The organism is Actinoplanes sp. NPDC051851 (assembly GCF_040681165.1).
Classification (GTDB): domain Bacteria; phylum Actinomycetota; class Actinomycetes; order Mycobacteriales; family Micromonosporaceae; genus Actinoplanes.
In genome coordinates this window covers 1-23,763 of record NZ_JBFAYF010000009.1, presented here as the reverse complement: position 1 = coordinate 23,763, position 23,763 = coordinate 1, and the positions used below count along the sequence as shown (strand labels likewise).

Genomic DNA, 23,763 nt, shown 5'->3' with positions numbered 1-23,763 from the left:
TTTTGGTTACACGTGGCTTCAGGTCCGTTTTTTTGGGACTGCGTGGGCCCCGGAGGCTACGGACGATCGCCGGCGAGGAACTCCGGGAGGCTCATCCCGCCGGTGCCGGGCACCGCGCGCCAGCCGAACTTGGCGGGCGTCAGCACCTGCCGCACGGTCACCTTCTCGAACTCGCGGACCGGCAGGATCAGCTCGATGTCCCGGGCCGCCAGCTCCGGTGCCGAGGTCTGGATCGAGGAGAGGCTGCCCAGCTGACGGGCGGCCAGGCGTACGTCGATCGCCCGCCGCCGGGGCACCTGCAGCTGGAGCAGCCGGTGCCCGGCCTGGCCCCGCGGTTTCGCCGAGAGCAGCGCCATCGCACCGTTCGTGCCGGCCACCCGCGGCGCCGGGAGCAGGGTGTACGCCGTGTCGTCGCTCGCCCGGGGCCAGCGCGGCACGTCGCCCGGCAGCCCCTCGACACCGTGCCGGGCGTCCGCGCTGTGCAGCCGGAGCGGACGGTCACCGGTGAACCGCTCGCGCGCCGAGTACCCGCCCGACGGGTGCCCGGTCCAGCCGTCCAGCAGCGTGGCCCGGTCCAGCAGACCGCCCGGGAGCAGGTACGACTCCCCCTGGCTGGCCAGCAGCAGATGCAGGGTCGGCGGCACGTGCACGTCGATCGAGGAGAGGTCGACGGCGCCGCCGGGGGCCACGCGTACCCGGAGGAGGTTCTCGTCCCGGCGCAGGGTGGTGGAGACCGGCGGCTGGAGGCGGCCGATCGCGAAGAGGTACGGCGTCCGGACGCCCTCACCGGCCGCACGGGCCGGATCGCCGGAGCAGACCACGTAGAGGTCGACCGGCTCGGCGTTGACCCGCGGGCGGTCGGCGAGCCAGTAGAGGCCGTGCCGCAGGCGCAGGCGGTGCGTGGTCAGCTCGGGGGTGGTGTCGACCGGGAGCGCGCCGGCCGGACCGCAGTGCGCGTCGCCGGGGTCGGCCTCGGTGGGCCGCTGCTCCCCGGCGCCGGGTATGGACGGTGGGGTCGCCGGGGTGGTGCCCGGAGCCGACAGCGGGAGGATCTGGTCGACGACGGGGAGGGCGTACGCGTCGGAGTGCCACTCGTTGGCGAGCACGGGGTAGGCGCCCGAGTCGCCGTCGACCAGGGGGAACGCGCCGGACCCGCCGTCGAAGTCGCGGAGCGGGGCCGGCTCCGGCCCGGCCAGGAGGGGATAGGCCCCGGAGTCCTGCTCCAGGGGGTCCACCAGCGGGTCCGCCGCGGGGCTCGCCACCGGGCGTGGGGGCACACCCGGACTGTTGAGGGCGGGCAGCGGGGTGACCGGAGCCGGGGCCACCGGTGCGCCCCGGCTGCCCTCGTGGGACTCGACGGGGCGGCGGACGTCGCGGACCATCGTCGGTTCCGGCCCGCCGGTGCCACGGACCGGAACCGGGGCCGGGACCGCAGGATCGGAAGCGACCGGGGCCGGGGATCCGGGGACCGGGGTGGGCGTGATGGGCGGGGGGACCGGGGTGGGCGGGGGGACCGGGGTGGGCGGGGTGGGCGGCTGCGTCGTCAGCGCCGGGTGGGTCACCGGGAGCGGCCACGCGGGAGAGACCGGGGCGGGGACCTTGGCGCCCTCCTCGGCGACCGGGTTCCAGTCCGGGAGGCGGCGTACCGGACCGATCTCGAAGCTGCCGTCGGCCGCGGGGGTGGGCAGGACCACGGGAGTGTCCGGGGTGGAGGGCACCGGGCCGGGCTTGCGGATCGGGCGGACCGTGCGGCGGCGGGCCGGGTTTCCGGTGGACCTCTGGCGCACCACCTTGCGGACCGGGGCGCTGGGCGCGCTCGGCGCCGCGCCCGGGACCGGGAAGGACTCGGAGACCAGAACGCCGTTCCGGCTCTCCCAGCGCCGCTCCCCCTCCCCCACCAGGCACTCCCACTCGACCAGGGCACCCCGGGCGTCGACCGCCACCGGCACGCCGTCCAGGACGGTGAAGTCGGCTCCGGCGGGCAGCGTCCAGACCTCCGCGCGGAGTCCGCCGATCAGCCTCTCGCCGTACCGGAGAAAGCCTGGAGAAGCGGAATCGGGGTAGCCGGCCAGAACCATCAGGTCCTCGCCCTGCCAGCCCGCGTTACGCAGCTTCTTCTGCAGCTCCAGGGGGCCGAGGGCGTAGGGGCCGGAGTCGGAGTGGATCTCCGCCCAGCGGCCGTCCGGCAGCACGGTCAGATCGAGCCGGAACAGGCCCGGGTGCACGTTCAGCTGCTCGTAGCGGTCGGCGGCGGCACGCCAGCGCTCGGCCGTCACACTGATCAGCGGCACGCCCCCGGTCGACATGGTGACCGGCTCGGCGGCGGGCGAGAGGCGGCCGTCCGCGTCCGACGCGAACCGGGGCGCCCCGAAGGCCGGCGGGCCGTAGGCGTCCCACGTCGCCTGGCCGCCCTCCCGGGTGGAGACCGCGAGATCCCGGCAGCTGTCCAGCACGCCGACGCTCGCGTCCGGGTCCGGCGCCCACACGATGGCGCCGCTGATCTCCGCGAACTCGTGCAGGTTCGTCCGGAGCCGCTCCTGCTCGTCCGGGTCGGAGGGCCAGGTCACCCACATCCGGACCTCGGTGCCGTAGAGCGGGAGCGCCGCGAGGGCCGCCGAGAACCGGACCCCGTCCGCGACCTCGTGCCCGCCGGTGTAGTCGCCGATCACGAACCCGCCGGTCCGGATCGCGGCGCCGATCGTGGTCAGCTCCGGATGCCCGTCGAGCAGTGAGCCCGCGCTCGCCCGGCGGGCCACGAAGTCAGCCCGGGTCGCGAGCATCACGCCGCCACCGGGCAACGGCAGACAGACCATTCCGGTACGGGCGGTCGTCTCCGGCCCGCCGGTGTCGTACCAGCCCGGCAGGTCGGTCGCCATCGCCGGTGGCTGCAGCACCCGCCAGCCCCCGGAACCGTCCCCGATCAGCACGTCCCGGCCGAGCATCCCGGCCAGCCCGGCGAAGAGCGGCTCGTAATCCTCGCCCCCGGCCATCAGGATCCGCACGTCGTCGGCGGCGCCGCCGCTGCGCCGGACCAGGTCGGCCAGCGCGGCCGCGTCGGCCAGCACCTCGGTGCCCCGCGCGGGGCGCAGCCCGCCGTCCGGCCCGGGCCGCAACTCCAGGTCGAAGAGCCCGTCCAGCCGGCGCACGGCCGGCGGGCGCTCAGGCGTCAGCATCGCCGGGCCGGGCGATCGAGTGGCCGGGGCGCTGATGCCGCTCGGGGCGCTGCTGGTTCCCACACTCCGATCAACGTTGCCCACGCCGCCACTGCTCAAATCCCGTTCGCGGACTGCTCACGCTTCGTTCCGGGCCGCTCATTGTTCCCTCGTTCCGTGGCTCCGGCGCGACCAGACTGCCCACTCTAGACGGCCCGGGGCGCTGCGGCGCGAGTCGCTGATCACGCCCGCTCCCGGTTCTGGCCGGCGCTGAGGGGTGTGTCGCACCGCTCGACACACCCCTCAGCGCCAGCCAAAAGCTCGCGCCGCCCCGCTCGCGTGCCCACGCACGGCCTCGCGCCACCCCCGTGCCGGGCCGGCCCGGCGCGGGGTGCCCGTGCCGGGCGCCCGGCACGGGGTGCGGCACGGGGTGTGACGCGGGGCGTGGCGCGGGGGTCATGGGAGGCGGACGGACCAGCGGGCGCGGGGGACGTCGCCGATCAGGACCGGGATGGGGCCGCCGGAGGCGCGGGCGGCCCGGGCGGTGGCGAGGTCACGGCCGGAGAGGCGGCCGCTGACCACGATGCCCGGTGAGCCGGAGTCGCAGGCGTCGGTCATGGTGGCGACGCGGCGGCAGCCCTGCGGGATGGACGCGGTGAAGATGTCGTACCCGAGGATGGCGACGTCGTAGCCGTGGTCGATGACCTGGCGGATGAGGTGCAGGGTGTACGCCTCCCCGTCCGGCAGCGCGGCCGAGACCGTCAGCGCGTCGGGGCAGCGGTTCAGGTCGAGGTAGAGGCGACGGCCGTTCCGGTCGCCCAGGTCGACCGGGAGCGTGGCCGCGGGCATCGGCCGGGCCGGGTCGCGCCAGCCGTGCGGGGCGCCCGGGCCCTCGCCGGTGACACCGACCAGGGAGACCTGGATGCGGATGCCGCCGGCGACGAGGTCCGCGGTCACCGGTTTCTCCCGGGAGGGCGGCTCCGGGGACGAGGGCTCCGGGGACAGCGACGGGGGCGGGGGCGGGGGCGGTGCGGCCTCCTGCAGGGTGTGGGCCATCCGGTCGTCGTGGTGCAGGGGGATCAACGGGCCGTCGTAGCCGATCGGGGCGATCCGCGGCTGCTGACGTACCGGGGTCGTCGCCGGTGGGTGTGCCGGCCTCTGCGGGATCGTGCCCGGGAACTCGAAGTAGACGGTCGCCGGGGTGGCCGAGGGCCACCGGGAGGCCGGGGAGGGCTCGGCGGCGGGCGGGGCCGTGACGCGGTGGGACTCGCGGCGGCCGGCGAGTTCGGAGCCCACCCCCGTGTCCAGGGCGACGGTGGGCTGATCGGCCGGGTCGGCGGGGAGTGGGAGGAGTGGTGCGGGGACGGGTGCCGGGACCGGGTCCGGCCGGCCGCCGCGCAGGATGAGCACGGCGGCCACGATGAGCAGGAAGGAGAGGCCGACCCCGGCGCTCAGGATCAGCAGCCGCTGGTCCCCGGTGGCCGCCGCGTAGTCGTTCATCTCAGCGGACCTCGAACTCGTAGAGCGAGTAGCCGTAGTTGTCGCTGCTCCGGGCGGTGCCGACCATCCGCACGTAGCGGGCCGGCACCTGGCTGACCGAGATGTCCACGTCACCGCCCTTGCCGCGAGTGGTCTGGTAGACCGTCTGCCACGTCGAGCCGTCCGCGGAGACGTCCACGTGGTACGCCGTCGCGTACGCCGACTCCCAGAGCAGGCGTACCGAGGAGACCTGCCAGAGGGCGCCCAGGTCCACTGAGATCGACTCCGGGTCCGAGGCGAACTCGCTGCTCCATCGGCTCTCCTCGTCCCCGTCGACGGCGTTCGAGGCCCGGAACGTACCGGGCGGCTCGGTGCTGGAGACCGTGACGTCACCGTTGAGGGCGAGGTTGTCGCCGCCGGTGTTGACCTGTCCCGCGACCGTGGTGGTGGTCGCCGCGGGCGTGGCCGCCGGCGACGTCGTGGCCTTCGTCCTACCGGCCGCGGTGGTGGCCTTCGCGGTGGCCGCCTCGACCGCCGCCGCGGCGGGCGTGGTGGTGGTCAGGCTGCTCGGCAGGGCCGGGACCGCACTCGCCGGCGGGGCTGCGGCGCTGGTCCCGGTGGTGCCGGGTACCTCGTCGTCCGCGGTGATCGAGGGCGCGGCGGTCTCCACGGCCACCGGGGCGGTGTCCGAGTCGGGCAGCGTGCGGTTGAGGACCACGGCGGTGGCGACCACCACCGCGACGACGGCGACCGCGGCGAGGACCGGGGAGACACCCCGGCGGGGACGCGGGGGTTCCCCGGCGAACGGCGCGGCCGGCAACTCGGCCGTGTACTGCTCGATCGGAGCGACCACGGTCTGCAGCGCGATCGGGGCGGTGAGCGCGGCCTCCACCGGGGGCACCGCCACGATCGGGGGCACCGCCACGATCGGCAGCGGCGGCCTGCCGAAGAAGGCCGAGACGTCGCTCAGGACCATCGGGTGCTGGACGGCGTCGAGCGGCCCGCTGCGCGGCACGCCCCGCGGGTCGGTGTCCTCGTCGCCGGAGACGCTGTCGGTCGCGGCCACCGCGAACCGCTCCGGCGCGATCTCCACCCGGCGCCGGGCCTGCGGCGGCATCCGGCCGATCAGCGCGCCCAGCAGCGGCAGCACCTCGTGGCCGGGCGGGTTGCCGGGCGGGCCCACGAAGATCCGCAGGAGCGACGGTTTCCACGGGTGGTCCCGGACCACCCCGGCACCGGTCTCGTCGTGCGGCGAGCGCACCCAGAGCCCGGACTGGGTCACCTCGGCCACCCACTGCTCGTTCAGGCGGAACACCCGCTCGCCGGCCATCGGGTATCTGCCGAGCTCACGGACGTCGCCGACCGGCCGGGCCGGCCCGGTGGGCGGGAAGCTGAGGCAGGTGGCGAGCGGTTCCCACCACTCCGGCTCGGGGCCGTCGGTGGCGACGCTGATCAGCCGGCCGTCGACGGCGAGGGCGGGCAGGCCGGTGGAGACGCAGACCGGGGCCTCGATCTCCCGGGCCAGGGCGATCGCGGGCAGGGCGGGGTGCTCGGCGTAGCCGTACGGCGCGAAGACCACCCGGTGGCGCAGGGCGAGGGGCAGCCGGGCGACGATCGCGGCGACCTCGTCGGGCGAGGGCTCCGGGTGCCCGGGCCGGCCGATCAGCACCACCGGGCGGTCACCGTCCTGGGGTACGCCGTACGCCGGATCGGCGAGGCCGGGCAGGGGATCGCCGACGGCACCCGCGTAGATCCAGACGCCCGCCGGGATCGGGAGCACGACCAGGCTGTTCGCCGTGCGCGCCAGGTCGTCCATCGCCTCCTCCCAGTCCGGCCGGGGCGTACGGCGCCCGGCCGGGCTCATCTCGCCAGCGGCGTCGTACGACAGCCAACCGTCCACCGCGAAGAGCGAGCCGCCCGGGACCAGGACCAGGTCGCCGAAGGGGGCGGTGATGGTGGCGGTCAGTTCACGGGCGAGCCGGGCGGCGAGACCGAGGCCGGGCTCACCGGCGCCCGCCGCGGCGAGCCGGCCACGGCTGCCGGGTGGCACCGCGATCGGCACCACCGCCTCCATCAGCGACCAGTCGTCGGGCGCGCTCCCGTCGCGGGGACCGATGACGGTCACCATGTCCGATTCCGCCGGTAGCGCCGCGGCCGCCGCCGCGACCACGCCGCCCGGATCGGGCCCGACCACCGCCAGCCGATCGCCGATCCAGTTCAGAGCGGTGCCGACCCCGCTCCACTTCCCGCCGTCGGTAAGCCACCCCACCGGCTTATCAGCGGCGTTTTGTGACGAATTCGCCACGATGTCACCCGACCCCTCAATCGCCTTTCCGAGTCACACCCGTATGACGACGGGTATCCGGCGGCTGTTCAGGGACGACGAGCGAGAAACCTCGCAGATTTTCCGCACTTTCATGAACCAAATGGAGTTCACGTTCGTCGTGATGACGATGCTGCTGCGTAGAAGGGCGCGGTTCCTGTGGCTATACCGATTCCGAAACTCAACGAGGCGCTCGGCCGCCGCACGGCAGCCGCCGTCATCGCGAGCCTCGCGGTGCTCTCCGCCGTCGCCGCCGGTATCGGCTATGGCGTCGCGGTGGCCGACAACAACACGCTGACCGGGAGCGACATCCCGGACGACTATCTCCCGGCGATCAACACCGCCGCGCGCGCCTGTCCGGTGCTGACCGGCGCCCGGGTGGCCGGCCAGCTGATGGCCGAGTCGGGGATGAAGACCACCACCGCCAAGTCGGACACCGGCGGCTGGGGCATCGCCGGCCTCGACGCCACCGACTGGAAGACCTGGTCGCCGTGGCCGAGCGCCAAACGCTCGAACGCCTCGGCCAACATCCTGGCGCTGGCACACCAGGTCTGCGACTTCAGCGGCCAGATCCGGCTCGCCGGGATCTCCGGCGACTCCTGGGAGCTCTCGCTGGCCGCGTTCGACGTCGGCCTGGCCGCGGTGGTCAAGGCGGGCGGCGTGCCCGAGTCCGCCGAGGACTACGTGGACACGGTGAGCGGCTACGCGACGTACTACGCGCGGCAGCCCGAGTTCAGCACCACCAAGGCGACCGCCACCCCGACCCCGACGGCCACCACGGGCAAGCCGGTGCCGGACGAGTACCTCACGTCGGTGATCTCCGCCGGCGGCATCTGCCAGCAGTTCCCGCCGGCCGCCGCGGCCGCTCTGCTGATGGCCTCCTCCGGGTTCAACGCGAACCTGCTGGGCGCCGGCGGCGAGCAGGGCATCACCCAGTTCCGCGAGGACCTCTGGAAGCGGTACGGCAACCCGGACGCCGACGCCTGGGACCCGGAGGTGGCCATCCCCGCGGTCGGCACCGCGATCTGCGGCCTGATCACCGAGCTCTCCAACCTGGAGGGTGACCCGTACACGCTCGCGCTGGCGGCCTTCCACATCGGGCCGGACGCGGTGCGCGAGAGCGGCGGCACCTACGACGCGAACACCATCGCGTGGCTGAAGAACGTCGCCTCGTACACGACGTACTACCAGCTGGACACCCGGCTCAAGTCCACCCCGTCGGCGAGCGGCTCGGCCTCGGCCAGCGGCTCCGCGTCGGCGTCGGCATCCGCGTCCGCGTCGGCCAGCGCCTCGGCCTCGGCGCCCGCCCCGGCCACCTCGTCGAAGACCCCGGCGGCGGAGACCTCGACCACCCCGGCCCGGACCAACCAGCCGGCGGTCAAGGCGGAGAACGTCAAGAGCACGTACGGTCCGTACTTCATCTACAACTACGCGACCTCGATGTGCTTCGACCTGCCCGGTTACGGTCCCTCGGACGGCCCGGACGGCCCGGTCAACCAGTACCCCTGCGCCAAGACCGGCACCGACAACCAGGAGTTCAACTTCGTACCGCGGGCGGTCGACGCGGACGGCTACCAGCTCTACTGGATCCGCAACACCGACGACAACTACTGCATCGACCCGCCCGGCCTCGGCTCGGTGGCGAAGGACACCGCTCTCAACGAGAGCAACTGCTTCGACGACGACAACCAGTACTTCCGCCTGGAGCCCACGGTCACCGGCAAGACGTCCGGTTTCCAGTACTACTGGCTGAAGAACGTGGCGAGCGGGCTCTGCGTGGACCTGCCCGGCACCGCGGTCAAGAAGAACGACCTCCGCCTGGCGCTCTCCACCTGCCTGAGTGGGGACGACCAGGACTGGGCGCTCATCGAGAAGTCCGAGTTCTGACCCGTAGCGGCACACTGAGCGGCACACACTGAGGGGCGGTCACCGGATGGTGACCGCCCCTCAGCCTTTCCTGCGGGACCGGTATCAGTACTGGAAGAACTCGTCCGGCTCGACGACCGGGCGCTCCTTGGCCCGGTGCCCGCCCGCCTTGCAGCCGGCGAACGGGCCGTTGGGGTCGCGCAGCTTGTCCATCGTCGGCCAGAGGTAGCTCTGGTGCCACGAGGCCGGATCGGACTGCTGGGCGTTCGGTCCGGTCCGCTCCTGCCAGGCCAGCCAGAGGCCGTGCAGGTACGCGATCGCCTCCGGGTGCTCGCGCCACCGGGGACACCAGGGCGAGCTGGAGGTGACCTCGGCCCCGTACACCGGGATCAGCAGGTTCTCCACCCAGAACGAGAGCCGGCGCAGCTCCTCGATGTACTCCGGCCCGTCCAGGTAGAGGATGAAGAACGGCTGGGGATCCTGCTGGCCGCCGTCCTCCGGGACGAACTGCTCGGTGGTGTCCTGCCCGTATTGACCGGTGTCGTCGGTCATCTGTGTCATGTCAGGTCCTCAGCATGTCAATGCCGCGTCGTCCTCGGGCTCGATGCCGAGGATCTTCGTGATCCGCTTGTAGGCGGCGATCCGGTCGGCGACCTGGTCCGGATGACCGTTGTTGCACTCGATCGAGTTGATGATCCGGATGGTCGAGCCGAAGCCGAGGTTACCGACCACCGCGCTGTGCGCCGAGGTCGAGCCCGGCTGGGTCATCCAGAACCAGAGCGCGGTCTCCCACGCCACGGTCTCGTCGTTCTTCACCAGGTCCGGGTCGTTCAGCAGGTCCACGCCGAGCGCGTCGCCGGCGGCCTTGTAGTTGTAGTTCCAGCTGAGCTGGATCGGCCCGCGCCCGTGGTACGCGGTCTGGCCGGCCGGGCAGCCGTACGACTGGCTGCTGTCGCAGTAGTTGCCCCAGACGCTCTGGTTCAGCTCCTCCGTGTACACCAGTCCGCCGGACTCGTGGTACAGGTTGGCCAGGAAGGACGCCATCTCGCGCTTCTTGGTGTCGTCGCTCCCGGTGGTGGCGAACTCCGGGTACTTCGCCATCGCCTTGGTGAATCCGGCGTACGTGTAGAAGGAGCTCTTGCCCGAGAAGAACTCGTTGAACGTCGCCTCGGTCAGCATCCCGGAGCCGGTCGACGTGGTGTCCGTCGAGTCGTCGTCGGTCTCCTCGCCCTCGCCGGTGTACTTCGCGAAGTGCTGCCGGAGCTGGAAGGGGTAGCTCGCCACGTCGATGTAGACCATGCCGCCGTACGCCTCGACGTTGGTGAGGCTGGTGTTCCAGGCCATCAGGGTCAGCGAGAGCTGGTCGCCGAGGACCGCCTTCTTGTCGATCAGCTTCTGCACCTCGGTGGCGAGGAAGCAGAAGTACCGGGCGTGGGCGTAGATGTCGTCCGCGGCGTCGAGCTGGGAGATCTTGCCGTTGTCGTCGTCGTCCTCGCCGTACTTCTCGAACTCGGCGGTGGTCATCTGGGAGAGACCCTTGCGGCCGTCGTCGCCGGTCTTGGTGGCGTCCCAGTTCGAGGCGTACTCGATCTGGGCGGAGAGGATGATCGGCGTGAGCAGGTCGCACTTCTTGGCGGCCTTCTTGATGATGTCGACCAGGTCCTGGTCCGGCACCGCGGAGCTCTTGAACTTGCCGGTGCCGTCCCCGCCGTACTGGTCGATGATGTTCTGCGCGTTGGCCGGCAGGCCGGACGCGCTCGGATCGGGGTTGTACGTGCTGCTCTGGCTGCCCAGGATGGAGATGATCGCCAGGATCACGATCAGCGCGATGAACGCCATGAACGCGAACGGCAGCAGCCCGATCGAGGACGCGAGGATCCAGAGGATCTTGGTGGCGTCGAAGCTGAAGACCGCCTTGGTGGTGTCGGCCGTCTTGGCCGCCGCCGAGGCGGCACCCTTCGCGCCCTTCGCCGTGGCCTTCGCGGCCGAACCGACTCCGGCCATCGGGTCAGCTCACCCGTCGCGGCGAGCGGTGCTGCCAGGCCAGCGCGGCACGCGAGGTGATGTCGTGCACCTCGGCCTTGGCCGCCTCGTTGATCGGGCCCGCGTTCGGCTCCTTGTACCAGGGGCGCAGCTTGATCATCGCGGGCCGGATACCGGTGGCGAGCAGCAGCGCGGTGCCCTTCGGCAGCGCCCGGATCTTGTCCGCCGGCAGCACCTGCTCCTGCCGGTACGACGTCGACCGCGAGTTCCCGCCCTTGCTCCTGGTGTAGCTGCGGGTCCGGACGTCGTGCTGGCCGACCAGCCGGGCGACCTTGTCCACGAAGTCGGCGTCGTCGAGACCGGCGCCGAGCAGCTTGACCGTGGCGGCGCTCCACAGCGCGTTCATGCCGGCCTCGCCCCAGACCCGGACGCCCTGCCGGTAGCTCTGCAGCAGGGTGACCACGCTGATCCCCCGGGAGCCGAGGTGGCTGTAGAGGTCGGGCAGGTCGGCGATCCGGCAGACGTTGGCCGCCTCGTCCAGGATCGCGGTCATCGGCGGGTCCAGCCGGCCACCCATCTGCTCGGCGGCGATCACGCCGGCCCGGATGGTGGCGTCGGCGATGCCCGCGATGACACCGGCCGCGGAGCCACCGCCGTCCTTGGAGAGCAGGTAGAGCGTGTCCTGGCTGAGCACGTGCTCGTCCGGGATGAACTGCGGCAGGTCCGGGTCGGGCGTCACCCAGGCGAGGATGTCCGGGTCGAGGAGGCAGGCGACACACTGGCGGGCGGTCTCGTAGATGCCGTCCCGGGTCTGCACGGCGCCGCGGACCGTACCCTGCAACTGATCGGCCATCGCGTCCAGGCCGACGCTGCGCAGCAGGTCGATCGGCTCCCGGTCGGCCGGGTCGGCGAGCCAGCTCAGCAGGTCACGGACGGTCGCGCCGCCCCGGCAGGCGGCCAGGAAGAGCGCGGTCAGGGTGTTCTGCGCCGCCGAGATCCAGAAGTCCTTCTTGGACGCGTCGTCGTTGACCGAGCTGACGAAGTGCCCGGCCAGCCGGCGCGCGCCCTCCATCGTGTCGCAGTCGGCCAGGATGTCCCACCACATCTCCCGTTGGGCGTACGCGATGCCCTGCGGGTCGAAGGTCCAGACCCGGCCGACCTTCAGCCGCTCCTGCCGGGTCACCGTGAACACGTCGGACTTGTTCGAGGTCAGCAGCACCGCGCCGGGCGCGCGCAGCACCCGCGGGATGGCGATGCCGGTGGACTTACCGGCACGCGGGGCCATCAGGTCCAGCTCCACGTCCTCCCAGGAGGAGCGGAGTTCGGGGCCGTTCGGGAAGAGATCGCCGAGCAGGTTGCCGCTCTCGTCCGGGTGCGGCTTGGCGATGCCGTTGAGCGACGGGCGCAGCGCCCGGGCCCGGCTCTCGATCTCCTTGGACATCATCGACTTGAGCTCGCCGGGACGGGCCAGGCCCTTCTTCCGGCCGCCCGACTCGGCGATCTTGCGGATCACCAGGACGATCGGGACCACCACCGGCAGCAGCATGAGCAGCGCGCCGCCGTAGACGGCGAACGAGGAGACGCCCGGGAAGACCTTCTCGGTGTCGCCGGTCAGCAGGTTCAGGTACGTGTCGAGGCTCGACGGCGGCGGTTCCCAGCCACCTCCGGCCAGGGCCGCGCCGACGGTACCGCCGAGCCAGAGCACCCCGAAGAGGATCCCGTTGATCCCCGCGATGCCCGGGATCAGCCACGGCATGATGTCGCCCTGGTTCGGCTGGCCCCCGCTCATACCTGGGCCTCCCCGAACTGGGGCGCGGTCGGCCAGTTGCTCGGGTCGCTGAACTCCTGCACGTCGCCGCCCTGCACCGCGCGCATCAGCTCGGCGCGCTCGGCGCGGACCCGGTCGGCGTCGCCGTTCGCGATCCACCGGGTGTTCGTGTCGTGCAGGTGCTTCTCGGTCTCGGTGATGACCACCTTGATCGGGATGCCGGGCCGGCCACCGACCTTGATCAGGAACCGGCCGCGGCCGGGCGGCTCCTCGTTCGTGCCGTTCTGCGCCCAGCCGGGCGGCGACGACCAGGAGGAGACCAGCTCGATCTCGCGGCGGGACAGGCCGATCACCCGGCCCAGGTCCTGCATCTCGGCCTTGGGCAGCCCGGCGCAGGCGACCATGCCGGCGCGCTCGACGAAACCGCGGGCCTTGGCCTTGTCCGCCTCGGTGCCGACCGCCTCGGCGTCCTTCAGCGTGTGGGTGATCTTCGCGTCGCAGAGGCCGAGGGTACGGTTCAGCCGGGTCAGCGCGTCGACGCGGTCGACGATGCCGGACGCGGCGCGCAGCGGGCGCCACAGCTCGTCCAGCACGGTGAAGAACCAGCGCCGGGGCGCCAGTCCGGCGTCCGCCAGGGCGTGCGAGGCGGCGACCGTACCGAGACCGTCCGACCAGGCGGCGAGCATCGCGGCCGCGGTGAGCTGGCTGTCCGCCTCGCCGATGCCGGAGATGTCGATGCAGACCGCCGGGGCGTCCAGGTCGATCTTGGTGGACTTCTCCGAGGCGAAGGTGTCGCCGAGCGGGCCGTCCAGGATGCCGAGCAGTGACCGGTGCAGCGGGTCGACCGCGTCCCGGTACCGCGACTCCTGGCCCCGGTCGAGGGTGATCTGGCGGACCCGCGGCGGGCCCTCCTCCAGCACCTGCAGCAGCTGGGGCAGGCGGACCGTCTCGCCCGGGCGGGTCCGCTCGTAGAGGTGCCGCAGGCAGGCCGAGACCACCGACTGCTCGTGGTCGCTGATCGGCTGGCCGCGCACGATGGTCAGCAGCGCCGCCACCATGTTGAGCACCCGGCCGTGCGCCTCGGCGGAGAGCGCCGCGCCGGCCGCGCCGCCGATCCGCGCGGCCGCGGCGCCGGTCGCGCCCGGGTCCAGCACGTTCAGGCCGCCGACGCCGCGGGCGATCGAGATGACCTGGCCGCCGAGGGCGCGGACGGTGTCCGCGTAGTCCGGCTTGAGGTCGCCGAGCACCAGCGGGACCACGCCCTGCGAGGCCAGGCCGATCAGCATCCGGTTGATCAGCGTCGACTTGCCCAGACCGGGCATGCCGAGCATGAACAGCGACGGGTTGGAGATGTACCGGGCCCGGGTGAACCAGTTGAACGGGTCGCCGCAGACCGTGGCGCCGGTGCTGATGTTCTGTCCCAGCGGCACCCCGGTCATCGGGGCGCCGGAGCCGGAGACGAACGGCCACAGACCGCAGGCCTGGACCGTGGTGGCGCGCCACAGGGTGGGGCCGTCCAGCGGGTTGACCCGGCCGCCGCCGGGCAGGAACGAGCCGCGGTGCGGCACCGACTCCTCCCGGTTGAGCTTGGCCATCCGCTGCATGTGCCGCTTCTCCAGCAGCAGCGCCTGCTCCTCCAGCTTGCGCCGCTTCTTCATGGCACGGGCGGTGGTCGGGCCGGTCTCGTCCACCTCGCGGTACTGCGAGTCCAGGTCCGGGACGACCAGGCCGGAGAGGGCGTTGGCGGATCCGGAGAACCCGCGCGGCCAGCCCGCGCCGAGGTCCACGTCGCGCAGCCGCGCCTCCGGGTTGATCGACGGCGTCGTCACAGCGCCTCCTGAAGCTCTTGCGGCATCATCGACTGCTCCCACGGCAGGATCCCGGTCGGCAGCGAGCAGCTGAACGCCGCGGCCTGCATCCGGTCGGCCGGGCGCATCGCGATCCGGGTCGCGCCCAGCAGGTTGCGCATCGTCACGTTGGCGTCGGAGAGGTCCTCGACCGAGTCCACGGTGAGCGTCACGACCATGGAGAACTCCACCAGGCCGGCGCCGGACGCCTCCTCCGCGGCGGCCTGCTCGGCGGCCTCGATCTCGGCGCTCGCCCGGGCCTTGACCAGGCCCTTGGTCGAGTTGGCCACGAAGTGCGCGTTGCGGCGGTCGGCCTCCACGATCCGGGCCGAGGTCGCCGGGTCGAGCGGGCGGTAGATCAGCGCCACCCGCTTGCGGCGGATACTCATCGCCGGGTCGAGCAGGCTCCGCAGCACACTCGAGCGGACGGTGCCGCGCGGCGCCAGGGTCAGCAGCCAGCTCCGGGAGACCCCCGAGTCGTGCTGGTAGTGGCTGACCGTCTCGACCGTCGCCGAGGGGCCGCAGTCCGCCCACTCCTGGCCGGTCGACCCGTGCTGCGCGCGGATCGCCACCATGTCCGGGGAGACGGCCGGGTCGTACGCGACCCGGACCGCCTCGGCGATCCGCTCCGCCGACATCGGCTCGGCCCAGCCGCCGCCCGCGGCGACCAGTCCGTTGAGCAGGCCCTGCAGCCGCAGCGCCAGGTCGCTCAGGATCTCGTGCTTGTTGCTGCGCGAGCCGCCGGGCACCGCGTAGGTGAGCGTGATGTAGGTGTTCATCTCGGACGACGCCTCGGGGTAGTCGTCCACCACGTCCTCCATCACCGCACGGGCCGCGTTCGGCGAGGTCGGCGCGATGTGGTCGATCACCTCCTGCTCGAGGCGGGTGCCGGGGTCCGGCGCGGTCTCGACGATCACCGAGGCGCCGCGCAGGCCGGGCTCGTGCGACAGCCGGGAGAGCCAGTTGCCCCAGAGCGCCACCCACGTGTCCACCTGGTCGTTGTCGACCAGCGAGCCGCCGTCCGGCTCGCAGCTGATCACCAGGGTGTAGAGGTGCCGGTTGCGGTGGTACAGCACGCCGAACGGGCGGTCGTAGGGGTCGCGCCCCTCCAGCATGGACACCTTGGCGAGCAGGCCCGGCGGGCGGAACCGGCCACCCGGGCGGGCCGAGAGCGGTCCGGAGACGTACAGGGTCTGGCGGTTGGACTTGCGCCGCCACCAGCCGAATCGGACACCAGCCATGGTGTAGACGTTCCTTCCGTCCTGGGTGCGGACCGCGAGCGGGGCCAGCGTCAGCGCGAGCGGGAGACCCACCACGAACGCCGCGTTGAGCGAGAAGAGGGAGGTGAGCAGGACCAGGACCAGGGCGCCGAAGAGGCCCAGGGTGCCGACCAGGCCCAGCGAGCCGAGACCGGCCTTGCGGGGGCGGCGCCAGTTGCCGTACGTGGGTGCGTTCGCGGCGTCAGTCACCGATGGCCCCCTCGCTGATGCCCTGCGCGTGCTTGTTCAGGCTGGCCGCACCGCTCGCGGCCCGCTGGCCGACGTTGGCGGCGGCAACACCGGCCGCGGCGACCGGGCCGAGCACGCGGCCCGCGGCGCCGAGCGCACGGGCTGCCGAACCGGGTTTGCCGGGGGCGCCACCGGGACCGGAGCCGCCGGGGGTGCTGCCGGAACCGCTGGGGGTGCTGGAGCCGCTCGGCGACTTGCCCTTGCCGGCCGCCCAGTTGGTCGCGCCCTGCACGGCCTTGGCACCACTGGCCACGGCGCCCGCGCCGGCACCGGCGGCCGCGATGCCGCCGCCCATGTTGTCCTTCGCACCGAACGAGGCCATCGCCGGGACGACCAGGCGCATCAGGGCGGGCAGTGCGACACCGGTCAGCAGCAGGATGCCCGCGCCGGCGAGTTTGTACTGTTTCGCGTCGCCCCCGGTAGCGCCGATCATCGCCGCACCGCCGTACATGATCAATCCGACTGTCGGTTTGTAGGCCAGCCACGCGACCATCCAGGCGATGTGCTTGCGCCACCAGCCGGTGCCGGTCTCGGTCATCGACGCCGCCGCCGCCATCGGCAGGGTGCCGATCAGCAGCGTCATCAGGCCGAGCCGGATGTACATCAGGATGACGTGCACGACGCCGGCGATCAGCAGCAGCAGGCCGACGATGATCAGCAGGAAGGCGGTCAGGCCGTCCGTGCTGCACTTGGCGATCAGTTTGAGCTGTGACTTGATGCCCTGGTCGTAGAGGTGGCTGGAGTACTTGTCCGCCTCGGCGGCGACCCAGCTGAGCACCGCCCAGGAGGCGCCGGCGACCAGGATCATCCGGACCATGCCCTTGAGGGCCTCGACGCCGGGGCCGCCCTTGCGTTCCAGGGCCATCCGGAACGCCGCGGCCAGCAGCGAGGCCACCGCGATCGTGACCGTCAGCCAGTTGGTCTGCAGGTGGATCGAGGCGTCGATGGACTTGGCCGTGGTGTCGCTGCCGGTGTCCGAGCCGGCCAGCGTGGGCACGTTGCCGAGGTCGGCGAAGAGGTCCACGGCCGCGCCCATGATGGCGGCGGCGATCTTGCTGAGGATGCCGTCGATACCGCCGGAGAGGAATCCGGAGATCTGCCCGATGTCACCGATGTACACGGCGTCACCGCTCACGCACTGTCCCGCCATCTCAGGACTCCTTCCACATGACGAAACCGGCGGTGGAGTAGACCTCGCCGACCACGTCGTACAGGCCGCCGGTGCTCAGCGCCCGGAGCTTCCAGTCCACGCCGTCCCAGTCGACGGTGTAGTTGACCGATGCGAACACCAGGTTGGCCTGGCGGACCAGGATCTTCACGACCGCCGAGTCCGGGGTGTACGACACCAGCGCGAACCCGATCACCTCGGTGGTCGACTGGGTCGTCGCGGGGTCGTTCATCGACTCCCGCATCGATTCGAAGTAGTCCCGGCTGAGTCCCGGCACCAGCTGCTGCTGGGTGACCACCCGCCAGTCCGGCCCGCTCATCTGGCGCGGAATGGTGTTGGCCGCCATGACCGCGCCCATCGGGGTGTGCGCGAAGCACCACCGCAGCGGGCCGGTCGTCTTCAGGGGGCCCGCCGACGCCGACTTCGGCACCGGCGCACCGTTGAGATCCGACCACGTGACGTCCCGTGGCGCCGTGGTCGGAAGGGTCTGTACCGCGTCGTTCGTCCGGCACTGCTGGGGTCGCGACCCGTCCGGGCCGAGCCCCCCGATCACCGGGCCGGAGTCCGCCACTCCGGCACCGGTGTCGTCGCCGCCGAACGCGTACGCGCCCAGGCCGATGACCAGCGCGAGGAAGAGGAAGGCGGCCGACATCTGCCACCGGCCCTGCTCCCAGAAGGGACGTTCGTCCTCATCGCGGTCATCGTCGTCGATCTCGCGGTCCACCACTCGTAGATTCATGACGCCTGCCTCGTCAACGAATACTGTTCGGGTACCTACTGGTTGGTGGCCGCGGTGTCCGAGCCGCCGTTGAAGAACCAGCTGACCAGCGGGCCCGCCGCGGCGACCAGGACGCAGCCGGCCAGCACCAGGCCGAGACGGCTCATGTGCTCGGAGGCCTCACCGCGCTTGTGCGAGATGGCCATCACGGTGCCGCAGGCCAGGACGCCGATGACGCCGGCCGCGGTACCCGCCCAGGCGAGCAGGTTCAGGCCGACCTTGACGGCGCTGACCAGGTCCTTCGGCGCCGAGCCACCCTTGGTCGGCTGCGGGACCTCGGCCGGGAGGGCGATCAGGGCGCGGTAGTAGAGGTCGGGCATGGACATGTCGTTCTCCTTAGAGGTGGTACGCCGGCTTTACGTGTGGGGTCCGGCGTGCTGTCACTGGTCGAATCCGAACCACTGCACGAGGGGGCCCGCGGAGGCCGCGATCAGGCAGGCCGCCGCGATGATCGACAGTGGTTTGACGTACTCGTTGGCCTTCTCACCGGCCGTACCGCGGCGGAGCTGCATCGCGAGCTGCGCGCCGGTGATCAGCAGGCCCGCCACCGCGGCGGCGCTGACGCACCAGGCGATCAGGTTGAGCAGCTTCATCACCGGGTCGTTCGGGTCCGCCGTGTTGACCTTGAAGGCCTCGATCGCGGGTGGGCTGTAGGTCTCGGCGCCGCCCTTGGGCCAGTCGCACCAGAACTTGCCGTTGGAGACGAGGCCGTTGAAGTCGCAGTTGTGCGCGTCGGTGACGTCGATGTCGTTCACCGTGCGCGAGTCGCTGCCGATGATGAACATCTCGAAGTCGACGTAGACGCTGTCACCCTCGGTGTAATCCACGGCGAGCAGGAACGTCTTGTTCCGGTCCGCCGCGATCCCGTCGTACTTGGGTGTGCAGTTGCGGTCACCGCCGCCGGCAGGGTACTTCTTCATCGTCGTGGTGCTCTTGAGACAGATGATGTACCAGTACTGCGCGCTCTCCGAGTCGAAGTCCACCGTGTACGTGCCCGGGGAGTTCGGCGCGGGCTTGGTGTCCGCCAGCGCGACACCGGGGATCAGCATCACGGCCACCACGGCCAGCAGCGCGGCCAGCGCCTTGCGGATCATCGTCCACCCCGCGCGGAGGTGTGCCGGGTGTCGACCACGTCGCCGAGCCGGATCAGCTGGCGGGGCAGCTTCTTGGGCGCCTCGCCGAGCCGGTACGACGGGATCCACGGCACCCGGTGCACCGGGGCGATCGAGCGGATCAGGCGGATCCGGCTGGTCAGCGGGGCGGGCAGCGAGCCCGGCGCGTCCGCGATCAGGACCACGCCCTTGAGCCGCATGCCCGACGGGTGCCGCCCCTCCTTCATGGCGAGCAGCGCCCGGGAGACCGCGCGCAGACCCTCCATGTTGGTCCGGCCGACCAGCATCACCTTCGCCGGCTCACCGATCGCGGCGTCCGGCCACCGGCAGCCGATGTCGGTGCCACCGAACAGCGTCGCCAGGGTGGTCGCGCCGGCCCCGCCGTGGGCCCCGATCCAGCCGATCCCGTCCTCGGAGAGGCTTCCCTGCCACCCCGACGGACCGCTCCCGTACGCCGGAACGCGCGGGAATCCGCCGTCCGTCGTCTCGGGAGACCGCGGCTGCGGTCCCAACAGGACACCGGGTTGCATGCTCATCCGCCTCCGCCTCCTTCCTGACTCGCCTGACTCGTCGCCTGCCGCGCTCAATGTCTGTCGTCACCGGCTCCGGGCATTGGCAGGCGGGAGCCCGGAGCCGGTGATGGCAGCTTTACGACCGACCCCATATCCCGGTTCAAACCGACTTCCGAAAATTTTTCGACCGTACGGCGAACCGCGCGCCCGGCGGAACGTGGTACATGGCGTACCCGGCGATTCCTGGAGGAGACCCGATGCCCGCACCGCTTCAGCAGCCCGGCCGGGCGGCACCACCGTGGATGAACTTTCAGCCGTCACCGGTCATGCGGACCCTGGCCCAGCCACCGGCCGTCAACGTGGCGGCCGCCGCGGCGATGACGCGCAGCATCGGGGCGGCCGCCAAGGCCCGCGCGAAGCAGCCGGTGATGGACCCGAAGACGGCCAAGCAGCTCGCCCAGCTCCGGGCCGCCGCGAAGTTCGACACGCAGCGCGCCGGCCAGGAGAACAAACTGATGTTCCAGGAGCGGCGCGACTACTTCGCCACGCCCAACGGCCACCGTCTGGCCCGCCGCGAATACGACGAGAAGCTGGTCTCGGAGAACTACCGCGACCAGTGGACCAGGAACGCGCTCGTGTCCCAGAAGGCGCTGACCCTGGCCACCCAGGCCGCGAACATGACGAGCGTCCGGAAACCGCAGGCCCCCAAGCAGACGCTCATCCAGGCGCTCCTCGGCCTCGGCCCGTCCCTCACCCCCGCCCAGCAGCAGGGCCAGGCCCCGGCGCGATAGTCCCGGTTCCGGCGCGGACGCTGCCAGGCGCGCTCTGGGCCACGCCGCAGCCCCGGTCGGGTTCCCGAAACCCGGGCTAACGGTTCGGTGTCTGCCCCGGTGGCTGCTGGTGCCGGTGCGGCGTGGGCGGCTGGCTCCGCCCGGCTGCCGGACCGCCCCGCCCGATCCCCCGGTTCACGACGCTGGTCGTCCAGGCCGCCCGCGACGACCGGCTCCGCGGCTGCTGCGGCGGGCCGGAGACGACACCGCGGTACGTCGACTGGTCCCGCCGTACCGGCTCCGGCCGGGACTCGGGCACCGGGTGCAGCCGGTTCAGGTGCCCGCCCTCCCGCACCGACCCGTGCTCGGGCTGACCCGCCCGCCAGATCCGGTTCAGCGCGGGGTTCGAGATCAGCACCGCCGCCTCCAGCCGGGCCAGGCTCACGGCACCGGGCTCGGCGAGCCGGCCGACGGCCTCCCGGGCGGTGAGCGGTGTACGCAGGCCGTCCCGCACCCACGCCACCGCCCGCCGCGCCTGCCGTCCCGGCGAGAAGCCCTCCCCGGCCCGTTGCCGGCGGCGGCGGCGCCGCACCACCTTCTCCTGCTCGTCGAGGAACGCGCGGGCGGCCTCCACGTCGATCCGCACCGGATGCCGCTGCCGGGGGTTCACCCGGGCCAGCTCCGCCCGGTACCGGTCCTCGTACCGGGTGACGTCCTCGCGGGCGAGCGCGATCACCGCGAGCTGGATCCGGTGGGGTGGGGACCGCAGCGCACGATGGTCCAGCTCATCGTGCTCGCCCGGCTGTGCCATCGGACCTCCCGGCGGATCCGGCTACAACACCTGCGCCGGGGCCGCGGTCTGGGCCTGCGTCTGCGCGGGCGGCGGCGAGACGGCGGTCCGTTGCGGGCGGGGCGTGTTCGACGGCGAGGAGACGGTGCTGTTCAGATTCGCGGCGATCGACTGCGAGTTGGGTGGCGGCGTCGGGATCGGGGACACGATGCCCGGCCCGGGGCGGACCGGTGCCGTCATCTGGTCGCGGTACGGATTGTTGTTCTGCTCGACCGGGAACGTCGCCGGCGCCGGCGACTGACGTCCGTTCACCCCGCCACCGGCGCCGAACTCGGAGAGCGGGGTGCTGACCCGGGAGTAGTCGATCGGCTGCTGCGCGGGCGGCTGACCGAAGGTGTTCCGCTGCATCTGCTGCAGCTGGTACTCCTGGGACGGCGGGGTGTACTGCGGCGGAGGGGCGTTGTTGCCCTGTTCCTGCCCGTTCCCGTACTGCTGCCGGCTCGGGGGGTTGTACGCCTGCTGCGGCGGCGGCCGCAACTGTTCGTAGACGTGATCCCGGTTGCCGCCGAACGCGTAGTCCTGCTGGAACGACACCCGCTGATCCTGGTAGCCGTGCTGCTCATGACCGTGCTGCTGATGAACCGGCTGCTGACGGACGGGCTGCTGGTACGACTGGTACTGCTGGTGCTGCGGGTACGGCTGCGCACCCCGGGCATAGGCCTGCTGAGCGGAGCTCTGCTGCGGTTGGTAGTACTCCTGCCGGCCGCTGACGACCCCCGACTGCTGCGGCTGCTGATACTGCTGCGGCTGCTGATACTGGTACTGCTGCTGAGGCGGGTACTGCTGCTGCGGGGGCAGGCCCCGTTGCTGCGGGGCCGTGGGGCTCGCGTACAGGTTGACGTTCTGGAGGAGCCCGCCCTGGTGGAGCGCGCGCACCGCCGGGTTCTGGCGCATGGACTCCATGTGCCGCGCCACGATCGGCTTCACGTCGGGTTCCATGAGCCGCGCGTGCGCGTTCGTCGCGCTGATCGCCCGGTACGGCATGTGGTCATGGATCTTCCGGATACCACGGCTGGTGTTCCGGAAGATGCGGAACACGTTGGTGCCCGGTCTGTTCTCCCGCCGCTTGTCCTTGAAGACCTTGCGCAGGGAGGCTTTGACCGCCTTCTGGGCCTCGGTGACCTGCGGCGCGAGATCGGGACGGGTCCGCTCCAGGACCTTGAGGTCCTCCCGCATCGCGGCCAGCAGAGCGTGCCGGATCCGCCGCTCGTCGATCCGCGCCTGTTGCATCCATTCGTTCGACTGTTGTGGCTGGGTCATGTGTGGCCTCCGGTACATGGTCGGCTGGCCCAGGCTCTACGGCCGGTCCGGGGGCACGGTTCAGCGCCTTTCACCGGGAATTTCGCCGGCGTCACCGCGGCTACGTCGCGAGGCCCGGTGCCGGGGACGGCGGCGTCGGTCCCGGCTGCGGGGCCGGCCTCCGGTTCGCCGCGCTGTTCTGGGCACTCGTGGGTACGTTGGTACTGGTCAGCCCGGCTGCCGCCCGACCGAACGGCAGCTGCCCGCCGGTGGCCGGCGAGAGCGGCGAGAGGCCGTCGATGGCGGGAAGGCGCCCGGGATTCGCGGCGATGGCCCGCATCTCCGGGCTGGGCAGCGGCGAGATCTGCGGCGACGGCGACCCGGTGCCGCCCTCAGAACCCCGGGCGGGCGACGCCGGAGCGGCCTGCGGATTCCAGGTCTGCTGCGGCGGGGGCTGCCAGACCTGCTGCTGCGCCGGCTGGTTCCAGGTCTGCTGCGGCGGCGACGGCGGGTTCACCACCAGCCGCTGCCTCTGCGGGTTCCACGGCTGGACCGGGGCCTGCGGCGCGGGCTCCGGGCTCGGCATCCGCGGCGCGGGCTCCGGCGCCTGCTGCACGGGCGGCGGCGCCTGCCGTTCGGGCTGCGGGCTGGGCTCCCGCGACTGCTGCGGGTCCGAGGCCGGTGACTGTGGCGGCAGCACGGCCTGGACCTGGTCCGCGGAGAGGGAGTTGTTCGAACGCTGGGCACGCTCCGGATTGAGATACCGGTCCAGGCTGGGCAGCCTGCCCTGCGCCTGCAGCGCCCAGATCGAGTTGTGCTGCATCATGCCGTGCATGACATGTTGAGCCGCTTCCCGTACGGCCGGGTCCCGGAGCCGTTCGTGTGCCGCCTCCGCAGCGAGTGAGCTCTGCGTGGCCATGCTCCGCGCCGCCATCGTGGGACGTCGCGAGGTCCGTCCCAGAGCCGCGCGGGACGGTATCCCCTCCGCGGGCCAGGTCACCGCCCGCGCGTCCTGCCGGACCTGGCGCGTCTGGGCTTCCTCGGCCGACACGTAGGCCCGCGCGCTGATGACACGCCTGCCCAGAACGCTCGTGTTGTCGGGAAACTCCCGCTGAAGCGGTTCGAGATCCCGTTTGAGCAGGGTGAGGACCGCCTTCGTGGCCGTCCGGTAGATCTGCTGGTCGCCAGCGTTCGGCGAAGTCACGCGTGTTCCCCACGTTCCTGTCGGGGTGATCCGGTCGGCCGGTGACGGCCGGCCGGATCACCGTGTCGATTCGACGCGGAGGCCGGACATGGCCGACGCCCCGCGACGCCGGCCCCGGGGGGCGGGCGCGGCGTTGTTGATTACCGGGCGGGCCCCCCCCGGGGTGAGGGGGGGCCCCCACCCGAAGCCCGGCGGTGCGATCGA

The 23,763-nt window shown here is 72.1% G+C and carries 18 protein-coding genes; 2 read left to right on the top strand and 16 right to left on the bottom strand.

Translation table 11 applies throughout. The features are described from left to right. Nucleotides 1–56: 56 nt before the first annotated feature. The 3 genes from AB0M08_RS11510 to AB0M08_RS11500 all read right to left on the bottom strand — a co-directional run bounded on the left by AB0M08_RS11510 (nt 57) and on the right by AB0M08_RS11500 (nt 6,900). Nucleotides 57–3,236 (bottom strand): hypothetical protein, encoded by a 3,180-nt coding sequence (locus AB0M08_RS11510; RefSeq protein WP_364491694.1) that lies wholly within the window; start codon nt 3,234–3,236, stop codon nt 57–59. Between the two features lie 372 nt (nt 3,237–3,608). After that, nucleotides 3,609–4,652 carry a hypothetical protein gene (locus AB0M08_RS11505; RefSeq protein ID WP_364491692.1) on the bottom strand — a complete coding sequence of 348 codons (1,044 nt, stop codon included), beginning with the start codon at nt 4,650–4,652 and terminating at the stop codon, nt 3,609–3,611. 1 nt (nt 4,653) lies between these two features. Further along, on the bottom strand, nt 4,654–6,900 hold the full coding sequence (locus AB0M08_RS11500; protein WP_364491690.1) for a discoidin domain-containing protein: 2,247 nt from the start codon (nt 6,898–6,900) through the stop codon (nt 4,654–4,656). A gap of 213 nt (nt 6,901–7,113) precedes the next feature. On the opposite strand from AB0M08_RS11500, the gene AB0M08_RS11495 reads away from it, so the two are divergent. Next, nucleotides 7,114–8,841, top strand: coding sequence for a hypothetical protein (locus tag AB0M08_RS11495; RefSeq protein ID WP_364491688.1), 1,728 nt, complete (start codon nt 7,114–7,116; stop codon nt 8,839–8,841). Between the two features lie 84 nt (nt 8,842–8,925). On the opposite strand, the gene AB0M08_RS11490 is transcribed toward AB0M08_RS11495, so the two are convergent. The 10 genes from AB0M08_RS11490 to AB0M08_RS11445 are packed head-to-tail and all read right to left on the bottom strand — an operon-like array spanning nt 8,926 to nt 19,520. Further along, nucleotides 8,926–9,381 (bottom strand): DUF4913 domain-containing protein, encoded by a 456-nt coding sequence (locus AB0M08_RS11490; protein WP_364491686.1) that lies wholly within the window; start codon nt 9,379–9,381, stop codon nt 8,926–8,928. 9 nt (nt 9,382–9,390) lie between these two features. Continuing rightward, the gene (locus AB0M08_RS11485; RefSeq protein WP_364491684.1) at nt 9,391–10,824 is read right to left on the bottom strand and encodes a glycoside hydrolase family 19 protein; all 1,434 of its coding nucleotides are present in this window, start codon (nt 10,822–10,824) and stop codon (nt 9,391–9,393) included. A gap of 4 nt (nt 10,825–10,828) precedes the next feature. Continuing rightward, nucleotides 10,829–12,592 (bottom strand): TraM recognition domain-containing protein, encoded by a 1,764-nt coding sequence (locus tag AB0M08_RS11480; RefSeq protein ID WP_364491682.1) that lies wholly within the window; start codon nt 12,590–12,592, stop codon nt 10,829–10,831. Beyond that, entirely contained in the window at nt 12,589–14,400 is a 1,812-nt protein-coding gene (locus AB0M08_RS11475) for an ATP/GTP-binding protein (protein ID WP_364491680.1), read from the bottom strand. The genes AB0M08_RS11480 and AB0M08_RS11475 overlap by 4 nt, the downstream gene beginning before the upstream one ends. Continuing rightward, entirely contained in the window at nt 14,397–15,887 is a 1,491-nt protein-coding gene (locus AB0M08_RS11470; RefSeq protein ID WP_364491678.1) for an SCO6880 family protein, read from the bottom strand. Before AB0M08_RS11470 ends, AB0M08_RS11475 begins: the two co-directional genes overlap by 4 nt. After that, the gene (locus AB0M08_RS11465; protein WP_364491676.1) at nt 15,880–17,076 is read right to left on the bottom strand and encodes a hypothetical protein; all 1,197 of its coding nucleotides are present in this window, start codon (nt 17,074–17,076) and stop codon (nt 15,880–15,882) included. The genes AB0M08_RS11470 and AB0M08_RS11465 overlap by 8 nt, the downstream gene beginning before the upstream one ends. A gap of 1 nt (nt 17,077) precedes the next feature. Further along, nucleotides 17,078–17,833: a hypothetical protein gene (locus AB0M08_RS11460; RefSeq protein WP_364491674.1), complete on the bottom strand. Its 756-nt coding sequence runs from the start codon at nt 17,831–17,833 to the stop codon at nt 17,078–17,080. A gap of 35 nt (nt 17,834–17,868) precedes the next feature. Further along, a complete protein-coding gene (locus AB0M08_RS11455) occupies nt 17,869–18,198 on the bottom strand; it encodes a hypothetical protein (protein WP_364491672.1) in 330 nt (109 codons plus the stop codon). Between the two features lie 54 nt (nt 18,199–18,252). Next, the gene (locus tag AB0M08_RS11450; protein WP_364491670.1) at nt 18,253–18,966 is read right to left on the bottom strand and encodes a hypothetical protein; all 714 of its coding nucleotides are present in this window, start codon (nt 18,964–18,966) and stop codon (nt 18,253–18,255) included. Next, nucleotides 18,963–19,520, bottom strand: a complete 558-nt coding sequence (locus AB0M08_RS11445) for a hypothetical protein (RefSeq protein WP_364491668.1) — start codon at nt 19,518–19,520, stop codon at nt 18,963–18,965. The genes AB0M08_RS11450 and AB0M08_RS11445 overlap by 4 nt, the downstream gene beginning before the upstream one ends. A 233-nt stretch (nt 19,521–19,753) precedes the next feature. Here AB0M08_RS11445 and AB0M08_RS11440 point away from each other — a divergent pair, with 233 nt between their 5' ends. Beyond that, nucleotides 19,754–20,287 (top strand): hypothetical protein, encoded by a 534-nt coding sequence (locus AB0M08_RS11440; RefSeq protein WP_364491666.1) that lies wholly within the window; start codon nt 19,754–19,756, stop codon nt 20,285–20,287. A gap of 76 nt (nt 20,288–20,363) precedes the next feature. Here the strand turns inward: AB0M08_RS11440 and AB0M08_RS11435 are convergent, their stop codons facing one another. The 3 genes from AB0M08_RS11435 to AB0M08_RS11425 form a co-directional block, all read right to left on the bottom strand. Beyond that, nucleotides 20,364–21,077, bottom strand: coding sequence for a hypothetical protein (locus AB0M08_RS11435; protein WP_364491665.1), 714 nt, complete (start codon nt 21,075–21,077; stop codon nt 20,364–20,366). Nucleotides 21,078–21,098: 21 nt separating this feature from the next. Beyond that, entirely contained in the window at nt 21,099–22,376 is a 1,278-nt protein-coding gene (locus tag AB0M08_RS11430; RefSeq protein ID WP_364491663.1) for a hypothetical protein, read from the bottom strand. A 100-nt stretch (nt 22,377–22,476) separates the two neighbouring features. Continuing rightward, nucleotides 22,477–23,559: a hypothetical protein gene (locus AB0M08_RS11425; protein ID WP_364491661.1), complete on the bottom strand. Its 1,083-nt coding sequence runs from the start codon at nt 23,557–23,559 to the stop codon at nt 22,477–22,479. Nucleotides 23,560–23,763 lie beyond the last annotated feature (204 nt).